The sequence below is a fragment of the Devosia sp. FKR38 genome, from assembly GCF_005222805.1.
GTDB lineage: Bacteria > Pseudomonadota > Alphaproteobacteria > Rhizobiales > Devosiaceae > Devosia.
The window spans coordinates 808,790-821,721 of sequence record NZ_STGC01000005.1 but is presented as its reverse complement, the minus strand read 5'-3'; the positions used below and the strand labels follow the sequence as shown (position 1 = coordinate 821,721).

Below are 12,932 nucleotides of genomic sequence, written 5' to 3'. Positions count from 1 at the left end.
CGGGCTTGCATGCCCCTGCTCCACCCCCGACCAGCGTAATGGCGCTGCTAGCGCGCATGTGTGGCGGGATTGTGCGCAGCCCTGCCTGTGGCTGAGAACAAAACACCCCCGGCGCGGGCCGAGGGTGCAGAATGGATGGTGCCTGCGGAGGACCTGGGCCATTCGAGCTTAGCTCTCATGGCCTAGCCGCCTAAAATCGCTCCACTGGAGCGATTTTGCGCCAGAGCGCCGGCGTCTAGTCGTCGCGACGTTCCGGCGGCGCCAGGCTCTCGATGCCGCGCAGCAGTTCTTCTTCGCTCATGGTGTCGAAGCTGTCGGCATCGTCGCTGCCCGAACCCTCGATCATGGGGGCGGCATGGCTCTCGGGCTCGTCGACTTCGACATATTTCTGCAGCGAATGGATGAGGTCTTCACGCAGATCGTCGGGGGAGATGGCGCCATCGCCAATTTCACGCAGCGCCACGACGGGATTCTTGTCGTTGTCACGCGAGACGGTGATCTGGGCGCCGGACGAGATCATGCGCGCACGATGCGCAGCCATGAGCACGAGATCGAAACGGTTCTCGATCTTTTCAATGCAGTCTTCAACGGTGACGCGGGCCACGGACGTCTCCAAAATTTATGGAATGAGCGCTCCCCATACACGAGCATGACGCTGGGCACAAGGATAGCGTGGGCCACAGCCGGACAAACTGCGGCACAACTTGCCAGAGCCGCGAAAACATGTCATCAAAACGAAATTAAATGATCCTCTGTGGAATTTAAGAACCCCGGACAGTCATTCGTCGCCGACGAGAGACGGGCCCGTTTTGAAGGCTAGAGCATGACAATTGATCCTCGCGAGAAGATCGCGCTGTTTATCGATGGTGCCAATCTCTATGCGGCCTCGAAGGCCATCGGAGTCGACATCGACTATCGGCGCCTGCTGGCGGAGTTCAAATCCCAGGCCTATCTGCTGCGCGCCAATTATTACACGGCGCTAGTGGAAGATCAGGAATATTCCTCGATCCGTCCGCTGATCGACTGGCTCGACTACAATGGCTTTAATGTCGTGACCAAGCCGGCCAAGGAGTTCACCGACGCCGGTGGCCGCCGCAAGATCAAGGGCAATATGGACATTGAGCTGTGCGTCGACGCGCTCGAGCTCGCCCCCTATTACGATCACATGGTGCTGTTTTCGGGCGACGGCGATTTCACTGCGCTGGTGGCGGCGCTGCAGCGGCTGGGCAAGCGGGTGACGGTGGTGTCCACCCTGACCACCTCGACGCCGATGATCTCCGATGACCTGCGGCGCCAGGCTGACTTCTTCCTCGACGTGGCCGACCTGGCCAAGACCGTGGGCCGTCCGCCCAGCACGCGGCCACCCGTGGTGGCCCCTGCCCCCGTTACGGTCGCGGCGGACGAGGACTAGCCCCGCCCACCCTCCTTCATGATGCGGGACTTGTCGCGATTCCAGTCGCGATTGCGCTCGGTTTCGCGCTTGTCATAGTTCTTCTTGCCCTTGCCGACGCCGATGAGCAGCTTGGCAAAGCCCTTGTCGTTGAAGAAGAGCTTGAGCGGCACGATGGTATTGCCGGCGCGGGCGACTTCCTGATCGAGATGGGCCAGCTGCTTGCGCGAGACCAGGAGCTTGCGCGGCCGCTTTTCCTCGTGATTGAAGCGATTGGCCTGCAGATATTCGGGGATATGGGCGTTGATCAGCCACAGCTCGCCCTTTTCGGGCGAGGCATAGGATTCGGTGATCTGCGCCTTGCCCAGACGCAGCGACTTGACCTCGGTGCCGGTCAGCACGATGCCGGCCTCGAGGGTTTCACCGATTTCGTAATCGTAGCGCGAACGGCGGTTTTCAGCCACGAGACCGTGGCTGATCACACCGTTTTTCGCTTTGTCGTTCTTGGGGGCCATGAGGCTTAGATAAGACCTGCGCGCGCCATTGCAATGTTCATGGCGTCTTGGGTGGCGCTGGAGACCGGCACAAGCGGCAGGCGCAGCTCATTGGCGCAGAGGTTGAGCCGGTTGGCGACATATTTTGCCGGCGCCGGATTGGGCTCCATGAACAGGTCCTTGTGCAGATAGACCAGCTTGTCGTTGATCTCGAGCGCCTTGCGGAAGTCGCCGGCGAGCGAAGCCTCCTGCATGTCGGCGCAAAGACGCGGCGCGACATTGGCGGTGACCGAAATGCAGCCATGGCCGCCATGAGCATTAAAGCCCAGGGCCGTGCTGTCATCGCCCGAGAGCAGGATGAAATCGCTGCCCAGGCGGGCCCGCTCCATGCTGGCGCGCTCCATATTGCCGGTGGCATCCTTGACGCCGATGATATTGGCATGGGCATCGCGCAGGCGGGCAATGGTGTCGACGGTGAGATCGACAATGGTGCGGCCGGGCACGCTGTAGAGAATGACCGGAATGCCGATGGCGCTGGCCACGGCGGAGAAATGCTGGAACAGGCCTTCCTGATTGGGCTTGTTGTAATAGGGCACAACCGAAAGCACGGCGTCGGCGCCGGTGTCTTCGGCAAAGCGGGCCAGAGAGACGGCTTCGGCCGTGGAATTGGACCCTGCCCCGGCGATCACCGGAATGCGCTTGTTGGCAACTTCGATGGCGATCTCGACCACGCGGCGATGCTCGTCATGGCTGACAGTGGGGCTTTCGCCCGTGGTGCCAACCGGCACGATGCCATGGGTGCCCTGGCTGATCTGCCAATCGACAAAGCTGGCGAAGGCTTTCTCATCGACCAACCCATTGCGCATGGGAGTGATGAGTGCCGTAATCGATCCTCGCAGCATTTGTCGTCATTTCCTCAAACTGGTCGCCGGGCAGAGGCCCTGGCGAATAACAAGACACGGTCATAGCGCCGTTTTTACGCCCGGCACCATAGTTTTTATCCGATCGCTTCACAACGGCTTGTTCGCGCCGGTCCGCCAAGGCAAAGCCCCAAAGGAGCAGAAATGGCCTTGAGGCGGGCGTGACGCTGACGCTAGATGGAGGCAACACAGGATCACGCGCCTTGGCCCGAGCCCGAACCCTTCCGCCTGACCATGCCGCCTTTGCCGAGCTGCCCATTCAGCGGGTGACGCTGCCGCATGGACTGGCTGCGGCGGTGCATGTGAGCGGGCGGCTGTCGCGGCATCGCCTGCCGGTGGTGTGCCTGCCCGGCTATCAGCGCAACATGAGCGACTTCAGCGGATTTTCCGGCCACTTCAACCATTTGGGCGTGAGCGACTGGCCGGTGGTGCTGATCGACCTGCCGGGGCGTGGCCGGGCCGATGACCGACTGCGCGCCGAGGACTACAGCACGCTGACCGATGCGCAGGATGTGGCGGCAGTGTTGGCGGCGCTGGGCATTGGCCAGGCGGTGATCCTGGGCCAGGGCCAGGGCGGACAGGTGGCCATGGCGCTGGCGGCGGACCATCCGCTGCTGCTGGCGGGAACCGTGCTGGTGGATGCCGGGCCTGTCGCCGATTCCCGCGGAATTGTGCGTTTGCGCAACAATCTGGCGCATGTGGAGAGCCTGCGCGGCGAAAAGACGGTGCGCGCCGGCTTCCGCCGCATGCTGGCCGGGGACTATCCGGGGCTGGCCGAGGACAGACTCGACCTGTTGATGGGTCGCACCCACTACCTGGACAAGCGCGGACGGGCGCGGCCGCTTTATGACCCACGGCTGGTGGCGGCGCTGGCCGAAATCAATTTTGACGATGTGCTGATGGCGCAATGGCCGCTTTATGACGCGCTACGCTGTGCGCCGCTGATGATCCTGCGGACGCAATTGAGCGATCAGGTGCGGCGGGAGACGTTTGACGAAATGGTGCGGCGGCGGCCCGACGCCACGGCGCTGACGATTGCCGGACAGGGCTCGCCGGCCCTGTTCGAGGATACGGACGAGGCCGGGGCGATCGTGCGATTCGTCATGGAGCTCAGCAGCCGCAAGCTGGGGCGCGCGGCTTAGTCCCTAGCCAGAACGCGGTCTGGCGCGGAGAGCAGGCGCTCGGCCTGGGCCACCCATTGCTCGCGGCGAATGCGGCCCTTGAAGGCCAGGCGCGCATCGACCCAATCGATATTGGCCCGGTCCCAGGCGGCAATCTGATCGAGATGATAGATGCCCAAGGCATGCAGCGACGCCTCGATCTTGGGGCCGATGCCCTTGATCTGCTGCAGCTTGTCGGGCGTGCCGCCACGCGGCGCTGACAAAGCCGGCGGGCGCGGATCGGCGGGCGGCGGCGGTGGGGCCGCGATGGGCTGGGGCGGCTCGGGCGGATCATCGGATGCGGCAGCGGCGAGGCGCGCGGCCGGGGTGGGCACACGGCGCGGAGCCGGTTCGGGCACGGGTTCGGGCGGCTGGGGCAGCACGATGCGGGTGCCCTGTGCGGCATGCAGCAGGCGATGGAGGCCATAGCCAAGCGCGCAGCCCAGCACATAGGCGATGAGCACAAGCAGGGCAGTTTCGGCGATGTGGGCGAGATTGGTCATGGCATGATTCAGCGCCCGGGCGGGCTGAAGCTCCGCCAGCCGACCACGGCCCCGATGAGGAGCGCGACCGCCAGATAGGGCCAGTAGTAGCCCAGGAGGAACACGACGCCGGCCCAGCTCATGGTCGGCGTCCTAGCGGCAAATGGGGGTCACGGGGCGGCATTGCTCACCGTGACCACAATGCGGCGGTTGAGGCGTTTGCCGGCGGCCGTGTCATTGTCGGCGATGGGGCGCGATGCGCCATAGCCGACGGCGTAGAGCAGGCCAGGATCAACACCGCGCTCGATCAGGGCGGCGACCACGGCCTCGGCGCGGGCGACCGATAGCGCCAGGTTTTGCTGCGGATCGCCATCGGCATCGGTATGGCCTTCGACATGGATCTGGGCGCGCGGGCAGCCCTTGAGATCGAGCGCCAGTTCATCAAGCGCCAGGCCGGATTCGGCAGAGATCAGCGCCGCACCGGACTGGAACAGGATGGCATTGCGGCCCGAGAAATCGGCCAGAATGCCGACGCAGGCCGCCAGATCTGGCGATGCCGGCGTTTCGGGCACGGGTTCGGTGGCCGCAACGGCGGGCTCTTCCGCGGGCGGCGGAACGGCGATATCGAGCGTCCAGCTGGCTGTGGCATCGGCGGCGATGGCGCTCGCAATGGCCTCATTGGTCACCGGATCGGGCGCCGTGCCGCTGAGGCGCCAGGCGCCGTTGGCAAAGTCGAGCTGGCCGGCGCTGAGGCGCTGCAGCGCCTTGAGGCCGATTTCTGCGCTGGCGAGGAAGCCCTCGGGCGCGCCTTCAGCGAGGCTGACTGCGGCGGCATCGCCCTGGGACAGCGCAGACAATTGCTTAAGGGCGGCGTCATCGGGCAGCTGACCGCTGAGGATGACGGCGCCATCGGCGGAACGGCTGGCCGAGAAGGCATAGGCGGGGTCGACCGCAGGCGGCGTCGGCTCCGTCGGCGGGGTTGCGGGTGTTTCCGCCACGGCGGCTGGTGTTTCGGCGGCCGGTTCGATTGCAGCGGGCTCGGGCGCCACGGCTTCGGCGGCGGCATGGGCCAAAGTCACTTGCCAATCGGCGGCCGGCGTGCGGGCGGTGGCGAGCAGCGCGGTGACGGCGGCGTCTTCGATGCCGGCGGGCAGCGTGCCTTCGATGGACCAACGGGTGCCATCAAAGGCGGCCTTGCCTTCGCTGAGCGGCGCGAGCGCATCGAGCCCTGCGACGACATCGTCAGCAAAGCCGGCGGGCGCCTTGGGATCGACCACGGTCTGGTCGATGGCCCCTGCCCCGGCGCGCACGCTGATGAAGCGCTTGAGCGTATCGGCGGGCACGAGACCAGCCAGGGTCACGACGCCATCGGACGATTTGGTGGCCGACCAGACATAGGGCGCGACCGGCAGGGCCGCCGGCGCTTCAATGGCAATGGTCCAGGCGGCGGTGTCGGTGGTCCTGGAGAGCGCCGCGAGCATGGCATCGCGCGCCTCGGTGGAGGCGGCATTGCCGCTGAGCGACCATGTGGTGCCGTCGAATTCGGCCTTGCCGGTGTCGAGCGCGAGAAGCGCGGTCAGAGCAGCGCGGGCGGTGGCGTCGAAATTTTCGGGTTCGCCGGTGGCGACGGCGAGGCCATCGCTGGCGCCGGCACCGGCCTGACGCAGCAGCGCCTGGCGCATGGCGGGGCTGGGCACTGTGCCGGTGAGGCTGATGCCGGCCGCCGTGCGCGCCGCCGACCAAAGATAGGGCGAGGCGACGGCCAGCACCGGCTCGGGCTCGGCCAGCGCCATAGACCAGCCAGACGCGGCCAGCTTGCGGGCGGCGAAATCGGCTTCGGCGGCGGCCTTGTCAATGGCCGATTTGGGCGTGCCCGTGAAGAGCCAGCCCGAGCCATCAAAGCTGATCTGGCCCTGACTGAGCCATTGCAGCAGGCCCAACCCGGTCTGCACCGTGGCCATGAAATTGGCCGGCTCGCCCGAGGCATAGGTGGTCGTGGCACTGGCGCCGGCCCCGGCAGCCTGGGTCAAAGTGGCCTGAGCCTGCGGATTGGGCACAAGACCGGTCAGGGCGATGGCGCCCGAGGGCTGCTTGATGGCGGCGAACTGATACTTCGCGGCGCGCGGCGGCAGGATGTCGCCCGCCGTCAGGGTCAACCCCTGCGGCGCCTGTTCGGCCACGGTGGCGAGAAGCGCCTGATAGTCCGCGCCGGTATTGGCCGTGCCGGACAGGGTGATGACGTCGCCATTGAGCGCAAAGCGGCCCTCGCTCATGCGATCGAGCACGGAGAGGCCGAAATCAACAGCGGACTGATAGCGCTCGGGGGCGCCGCGACCAAGCTTGAGGAAGCTGACATCAGCGCCAGCATGCGTGGACAGCGCGGTGCGGGTCGCCTCATCGGGGGCGTAGCCGTCAAAAACAATGGTGCCGCCGGGCTGGCGCGTGGCGGAGACCCAATAGTCGGCGATGCGCGGCGGCTCGAGGGTGACGATGGAGCCGGCGGGCGTGACTGCTTCGACCACGGCCTGGGCCACAGCCTCGCTGGGCGGGGCGCCGGTCAGGGTGCTGGTGCCATCCACAATGCTGGCAGAACCATATTCAAGACGTGAAAGCTGCTCGATAAGCGTCTGAGATAGCGATTCAAATCCCTCCGGCGCGCCGGAGCCGAGGGCGAGGCCGGTGGAGACGCTGAGACCCGATGCAGCGGCGGTGCGCAGGCGTTCGGCCTGCTGATCGTCGGGCACATAGCCGGAGATTTCAATGGTCTTGCCGTCCGAAACGGCCTTCCATTCATAGGGCGAAACTAGGGCGGGTTCGATATCGACCTGGCCAAGCGCCGTGCCGGCGGGGGCGCCGGCGCGCATGACGATCAACAGGTCACGATAGTCGCGCACGGATTTGGCGCGGCCGGCGATATTGACGGTGAGGTCTGAGACCTCGATGCGGCCCTGATCGAAATACTGCAGGCGATCGATGGCAAATTCGGCGCCGGCCATCCAGGCCTGGCGGTCGGGCTGGCCGGAACTAAGGACGAGATCGCCCTGCCCCACACCGGCATGGGCCAACAATTGGTCCCGCGTGGTCACATCCGGCACGCCGCCGGACACGGCGATGGTGCCATCAACGATCTTGGCTTCGAAATGATAGGGCGACAGGACCGGCGCCAGCGTCACCGCAGTAGCGACGCTGCGCACACCGGCCAGGCTGGAGAGCTGCGCGACAGCGGAATCGACGCGGGCCTGATCGGTGGTGGTGCCGGCTAGGGACAGGTCGCGCATGTCGACGGACAATTCGGCCCAATCGACACCGGCGCGATCCAGCACCGCGCGGGACTGGGACGCGATATCGTCGGCGATCCGGGACGAGGTCATGGCCAGACAAATGGTGGTGCCACCAAGGACTGTGGCCAGCCCAGGCACGACCCACTTCAGAAGGTCCCTGATCATTGAATATCCAGTGAGAAGTCCGCAACTGCGGCAAAGCTAGAGCATTTCATGCGGCGATGGAACGGAATTTGCCGCGCTAACGGCCTGTTCTCAAACGCATTTTGGAGAGCGATCCGCGCGCAGGGCCATAGGTGGGGTGTTGCCGCAAGAATCAGTGTCGCGCCGAGCGCCCGATTGGCTGCGGCTTTGGGCGTGATCAGGCGCTATGGAGCGCAGCGCTGGAGACAGCGGGCCGGAAGACCAGCCGTAAAAGCAGAAAGGCCCGGCGAGAGCCGGGCCTTTCCGTAGTGGGTCGTAATCCGAGGATTACTGGAAGGCCTTGGCAGCCTTGAAGGTGACCTTGTAGGCACCGTTCTGCTGGACAGTGGCGCCAACCGACGAGGTGAAACCACCGCCAGGAGCCCAAGCCAGGGTTGCGCTGCCGTAGACGTCGGACAGAGCGGGAGCCACGACTGCGATGGTGCGTTCGGTCTTGCCGTACACGCCAACTTCGCCGGTGACCGTGATGGTCTCGGAGAGAGCAGCAACGAGCTGAGCTGCGACCTGGTAGCCAGCGCCCGAACCCGAAACGTCCTGACCGAAGTAACGGCCGCCGAGGTTGACAGACACGCCTTCCGACACCTTGGCGCCGATGGAGCCGCCGAAACCGTAACCGGTCGAGCGGACGCCAGCAGCAGTGGTGCTGCTCAGGACTTCAGCCGAAGCTGCGATCGTGAACATGTCGAAGGTGCCCTGAGCCGACACGAGGCCGTTCAGGTAGCTGGTCTGGTCGCCAGCGAGGGTCGAACCACCGGCAGCCAGAGCGCCGCGGATCTTGAAGGCGTCGAACGTGCCGGTGAAGCCGGCATGGATCGCATAGGTGTCAGCGGCGGTAGCGATACCGTCGAGGATGCCACCAGCAGCGGCGCTGATGTGCGCGGTGACGGTGTCACCCGAGTACTGCAGAACGCCAACCAGGGTGCCGGCTGCGTCGATCTTTTCCAGACCGATCTTGCCACCGATGCCGTTGCCGAAATCGGACTCGAGCTGGATCACATGGCCGCCGGTTGCGGTGAAGGCCTTGTAGTATTCATCCGAACCGATGACGCCCTTGTCTTCCTTGGAAGCGGCGAACAGGCCAGTGAAGTTGAAGGGCTCGTCGTCGCCCTTGTTGAAGATCGAGCCCTTCTTACCAGCGGAAAGAACGGTCGCATCGCCAACCTGCACGTAGGCTTCGTCCATGAAGAACAGGTTGTTCTTCTGGTCGCCAGCAGCGCCCAGGATGCCATTCACGAAGACCGACTTGTTTTCGTTCTTCAGCTTGATCACAGCGCGAGCAGGACCGAAGTCGCTCGAAGCGGTGCCAACGAACTTCAGCCAGGACTCAACCTTCGAGTTCCACTCGTTGGTGCCGCCGGCGACTGTGTCGGGAGCGTCGATGTCCTTGATGACAACAACGCCAGCATTGCCCAGGGGCAGGCTGGAGATGACGGTCTTGCCGTTGAAGTTGCCGAAGTTCATTTCATAGGAAACGGAACCCGAGATCTGCAGGCAGTTGTCGGCAGACGAGATGGTCAGGCCGGACAGGCCCAGGTCGTTGCAGAGGTCCATCGAGGTGAGGACGCCGAGATCGGCAGCGAAGCCCGAAGTCGAGAGACCGGCAGCAGCAACAGAACCGAGGATAAGGCTCTTGAGTTTCATTAGTTGACCTCCAAAGTCAGTCATTCTTGGTGCCGGCAGAGCGGCGGTTTGTCGTAACGCGACCACACTATTCGTGGTGCAGTGTGTTGCCGTCGCGTTGCGACCGACAAACGATCCCATGCATGGATTCGCAAGACCCACTCTACGCATGGGAGAAAAGGACGCAATCGCGCAAAAGCCGTTTTGTCGGGGCCGCAATATGGTTGCCATGCGTATGTTGCAGATTCAGCACACAGATTGAAACCTCTTGTTAACCCGACTGAACAAGCCGTTAAATTTCCCCGATTTCCGGGCTTTTTGGGACCAGTTCAGCGACAGAGTCCATCGCGTCGCCCGCCCCGGCTGCGCGGACGCCTCGCTTCCGAGGCACGGGGGATTGTGCAGATTTTGGGATGGAACTGTGGCGGCCGGCGTGATGCAACTGAACCCGATAGAGGAGTGAAAAGTGATGCATACCAAGGTTGCAGTGGTGACAGGCGGCGGTTCGGGCATTGGTAAGGCGGCCGCCCTGGGCCTGGCGGCAGCGGGCTATCAGGTGGCCATTTGCGGACGGCGGCAGGATGCGCTCGATGCGGTGACCGCTAAGACCGGCGGCTACGGCGCCGCCTGCGACGTGACGCAGCCTGAATCGGTCGCGGCGTTCTTTGAAAGCGTGATGGCGCGCTTTGGCCGGGTGGATGTGGTGTTCAACAATGCCGGCCGCTTTGCGCCGGCGGCGTCGGTGGGGGATCTGGCGGTCGATGTGTGGCGCGAAATGATCGACACCAATCTCAACGGCGCCTTCTATGTGGCGCGCGAGGCCTTCCGCATCATGCGTGACCAGAGCCCCCAGGGTGGACGCATCATCAACAATGGCTCGATCTCGGCGCATGTGCCGCGGCCGCAGGCGGCGTCCTACACCACCTCCAAGCATGCCATCACCGGGCTGACCAAGGCGATCTCGCTCGATGGCCGCCCCTATGGCATTGCCTGCGGACAGATCGATATCGGCAATGCCGCAACCGACATGACCAGCCAGATGAACAGCGGCTCGCTGCAGGCCAATGGCAGCGTGGTGCCAGAGCCGACCTTTGACGTGCGCCATGTGGTGGACGCTCTCGTCTATATGGCCGAGCTGCCGCTGAGCGCGAATGTCCAATTCATGACCGTGATGGCGACGAATATGCCCTACATCGGGCGTGGCTAGGCGCTGAAGACCTGACGGCCGCTGATCCAGGTGGCGCTGACGCGGCGCCTGGAATCGAGGTGGACGAAGCTGGCCAGTGCGCCGGGCTGCAGATGGCCGTGCAGATCGGCAACGCCCATCGCCTGGGCCGGATAGAGCGCTGCCATGCGCAGGGCCTCATCGAGCGCGAGCCCAATGGTGCTGTGCATGAACTCGACGGCGTTGATCATGTCGAGATCTGCGCCGGCCAGCGTGCCGTCGGCCAGGCGCAGGGCGCCATCGGCACGGGTGATGGTGCGGCCATTGAGGGTGAAGCTGGTGAGGTCGGTTCCGGTCTGGGACATGGCATCGGTGACCAGGAAAATGCGCCCCGCGCCCGCCTTGGCGCGCAGAGCCATGCGGATCACGGCGGGATGGACATGAATGCCATCGGCAATCAGGCCGGCATAGACATCGGGGGCGGCCAGCACAGCGCCGACGACGCCAGGCTCGCGATTGCCCAATTGGCTCATGGCATTGAACAGATGCGTCGCCATGGTGGCGCCGGCCTCAAAGGCGGTTGTGGTGACATCAAAGCTGGCGTCGGAATGGCCGATGCTGACCACGATGCCAGCGGCGCGCAGGGCGGCGATCATGGCGGGATCAACGGTTTCGGCGGCGACGGTAACCAGCAGATTGGGCAAATCGGCGCGCGCCGCGATTAGCCGGGCACAATCGTCGGCCTCCATAGGGCGGATGAGCGCGGGGTGATGAGTGCCCTTGCGCGCCTGGGACAGGTGCGGCCCTTCGAGATGGAGGCCAATAAAGCCGGGTACGGCGGCCTCGGCGGCGGCCTTGCCGGCCGCGATGGCAGCAATATTGACCGGCACGGTGTCGGTGATCAGCGTGGGCAGCAGCGCGGTGGTGCCGAACTGGGCATGGGCCGCGCAGATGCTGCGCAGCCCCGAAAGGGTCGGATCATTGTTGAACAGCACACCGCCGCCGCCATTGACCTGGAGGTCAACAAAGCCGGGGACCAGCAGGCCACCATCGAGCGCGATGCGCGTGGCATGGGCCGGCACGCCTGCGGCATGGACAATGCCCGAGACATGGCCGAACTCGGTGAGGAGGGCCGCATCGTCGTGCCAGGCCTGGCCGTCGAAAATGCGCGCCCCGCTGATGGCCTGCAGATCGCTCATACCGTTTCGGTGACCTTCTTGAGGGCCGGCGGCAGATCGGGATTGAAGCCGCGATGGCGCGAGAGCGCTTCGACGAGGCCATAGAAGGAGACGATCAGAGCCAGCGGATCGGTGATCGAATGGCCGGTGGCGGCGAAGGGCAGCGCGCGGGCGGCGCCCGGCAGGCTGCTGGTGAGGAAGCTCAGCGCCCCCTGCCCGGCCAGCTTGTGCGTCATATCGGCCACCGAAGCCTCGGCAGCGTCGCGGGCAGCAAGGCCCAGCACGGGATAGCCGCGGGTCACGATGGCCACCGGGCCGTGCATCACTTCGGCGGCGCTGTAGGACTCGGCCTGGATATTGCAGGTTTCCTTGAACTTGAGCGCGGCTTCGTTGGCGATGGCAAAGCCGGGGCCACGACCGAGGACATAAAGCGCATTGTGGCCGTCGAGAGCGCCGATCATCTCGGACCAGTCGCAATGCACGGCGCGCTCGAGCGCCTCGGGCAGATCATTGACGGCGGCCAGAAGGGCCTTGTCGCCGCTCCAGCGGGCGATGAGCGCGAGGCCCGCCACGACGGAGGCGACAAAGGTCTTGGTGGCGGCAACGCTCTGCTCGGTGCCGGCATGCAGATCGATGGTGAAGTCCGAGGCCTCGGCCAGCGGCGAGCCGGCGGTGTTGGTGATGGCGATCGAGAGGGCACCCGAGCGGCGGGCCGACTGGGCCATGCCGACGATATCGGGCGACTTGCCGGACTGCGACACGGCGATGGCCGCGCCACGGGCCAGCTTGACGTCCTTGCCATAGATGGAGGCAATCGAGGGACCGATGGAGGCCACGGGCAGGCCCAGTGTCAGCTCGGTGGCATATTTAAGATAGGCGCAGGCGTGATCTGACGAGCCGCGGGCGACGGTGGCGACCACCAGCGGATCGCGCTCCCGCAGGGCAGCACCGGCGGCGTCGAGCACCGGGCCGCTCTTATCCAGAAAAGTGGCGATGACGCCGGGGATCTGGTTGATTTCGCGGCGCATATGGGTCTGG

General features: G+C 64.9%; 11 protein-coding genes. 3 read left to right on the top strand and 8 right to left on the bottom strand.

Annotated elements, in window-relative coordinates:
- Positions 1–235 precede the first annotated feature (235 nt).
- Positions 236–604: a DNA-directed RNA polymerase subunit omega gene (gene rpoZ / locus E8M79_RS08995; protein ID WP_137151583.1), complete on the bottom strand. Its 369-nt coding sequence runs from the start codon at positions 602–604 to the stop codon at positions 236–238.
- A 219-nt stretch (positions 605–823) separates the two neighbouring features.
- Between rpoZ and E8M79_RS08990 the strand changes: the two genes are divergently transcribed.
- On the top strand, positions 824–1,411 hold the full coding sequence (locus E8M79_RS08990; protein ID WP_137151582.1) for an NYN domain-containing protein: 588 nt from the start codon (positions 824–826) through the stop codon (positions 1,409–1,411).
- Here the strand turns inward: E8M79_RS08990 and smpB are convergent.
- Positions 1,408–1,905 carry an SsrA-binding protein SmpB gene (gene smpB, locus E8M79_RS08985; protein WP_137151581.1) on the bottom strand — a complete coding sequence of 166 codons (498 nt, stop codon included), beginning with the start codon at positions 1,903–1,905 and terminating at the stop codon, positions 1,408–1,410. The two genes, E8M79_RS08990 and smpB, sit on opposite strands and share 4 nt — an antisense overlap.
- Before the next feature lie 5 nt (positions 1,906–1,910).
- Positions 1,911–2,786: a 4-hydroxy-tetrahydrodipicolinate synthase gene (gene dapA / locus E8M79_RS08980; RefSeq protein WP_137151580.1), complete on the bottom strand. Its 876-nt coding sequence runs from the start codon at positions 2,784–2,786 to the stop codon at positions 1,911–1,913.
- A 221-nt stretch (positions 2,787–3,007) separates the two neighbouring features.
- On the opposite strand from dapA, the gene E8M79_RS08975 reads away from it, so the two are divergent.
- Positions 3,008–3,946: an alpha/beta hydrolase gene (locus tag E8M79_RS08975; RefSeq protein ID WP_137151579.1), complete on the top strand. Its 939-nt coding sequence runs from the start codon at positions 3,008–3,010 to the stop codon at positions 3,944–3,946.
- Here the strand turns inward: E8M79_RS08975 and E8M79_RS08970 are convergent.
- The 3 genes from E8M79_RS08970 to E8M79_RS08960 form a co-directional block, all read right to left on the bottom strand.
- On the bottom strand, positions 3,943–4,467 hold the full coding sequence (locus E8M79_RS08970; RefSeq protein ID WP_137151578.1) for an NADH:ubiquinone oxidoreductase: 525 nt from the start codon (positions 4,465–4,467) through the stop codon (positions 3,943–3,945). The two genes, E8M79_RS08975 and E8M79_RS08970, sit on opposite strands and share 4 nt — an antisense overlap.
- A gap of 149 nt (positions 4,468–4,616) precedes the next feature.
- Entirely contained in the window at positions 4,617–7,892 is a 3,276-nt protein-coding gene (locus tag E8M79_RS08965; protein WP_137151577.1) for an OmpA family protein, read from the bottom strand.
- A gap of 306 nt (positions 7,893–8,198) precedes the next feature.
- Positions 8,199–9,572, bottom strand: a complete 1,374-nt coding sequence (locus E8M79_RS08960) for a hypothetical protein (protein ID WP_137151576.1) — start codon at positions 9,570–9,572, stop codon at positions 8,199–8,201.
- Between the two features lie 448 nt (positions 9,573–10,020).
- Here E8M79_RS08960 and E8M79_RS08955 point away from each other — a divergent pair, with 448 nt between their 5' ends.
- A complete protein-coding gene (locus E8M79_RS08955) occupies positions 10,021–10,758 on the top strand; it encodes an SDR family oxidoreductase (RefSeq protein WP_137153319.1) in 738 nt (245 codons plus the stop codon).
- Here the strand turns inward: E8M79_RS08955 and nagA are convergent.
- Together nagA and E8M79_RS08945 are read right to left on the bottom strand one after the other, a co-directional pair.
- Positions 10,755–11,915, bottom strand: a complete 1,161-nt coding sequence (gene nagA / locus E8M79_RS08950; protein WP_137151575.1) for an N-acetylglucosamine-6-phosphate deacetylase — start codon at positions 11,913–11,915, stop codon at positions 10,755–10,757. The two genes, E8M79_RS08955 and nagA, sit on opposite strands and share 4 nt — an antisense overlap.
- On the bottom strand, positions 11,912–12,922 hold the full coding sequence (locus E8M79_RS08945) for an SIS domain-containing protein (protein ID WP_137153318.1): 1,011 nt from the start codon (positions 12,920–12,922) through the stop codon (positions 11,912–11,914). The genes nagA and E8M79_RS08945 overlap by 4 nt, the downstream gene beginning before the upstream one ends.
- Positions 12,923–12,932: the final 10 nt, after the last annotated feature.

Bases quoted from the DNA above. Each gene is read 5' to 3' on its own strand.
- E8M79_RS08945 (WP_137153318.1), bottom strand. From the start codon at position 12,922: ATGCGCCGCGAAATCAACCAGATCCCCGGCGTCATCGCCACTTTTCTG.
- E8M79_RS08960 (WP_137151576.1), bottom strand. From the start codon at position 9,572: ATGAAACTCAAGAGCCTTATCCTCGGTTCTGTTGCTGCTGCCGGTCTC.
- nagA (WP_137151575.1), bottom strand. From the start codon at position 11,915: ATGAGCGATCTGCAGGCCATCAGCGGGGCGCGCATTTTCGACGGCCAG.
- E8M79_RS08955 (WP_137153319.1), top strand. From the start codon at position 10,021: ATGCATACCAAGGTTGCAGTGGTGACAGGCGGCGGTTCGGGCATTGGT.
- E8M79_RS08990 (WP_137151582.1), top strand. From the start codon at position 824: ATGACAATTGATCCTCGCGAGAAGATCGCGCTGTTTATCGATGGTGCC.
- E8M79_RS08965 (WP_137151577.1), bottom strand. From the start codon at position 7,892: ATGATCAGGGACCTTCTGAAGTGGGTCGTGCCTGGGCTGGCCACAGTC.
- dapA (WP_137151580.1), bottom strand. From the start codon at position 2,786: ATGCTGCGAGGATCGATTACGGCACTCATCACTCCCATGCGCAATGGG.
- smpB (WP_137151581.1), bottom strand. From the start codon at position 1,905: ATGGCCCCCAAGAACGACAAAGCGAAAAACGGTGTGATCAGCCACGGT.
- E8M79_RS08970 (WP_137151578.1), bottom strand. From the start codon at position 4,467: ATGACCAATCTCGCCCACATCGCCGAAACTGCCCTGCTTGTGCTCATC.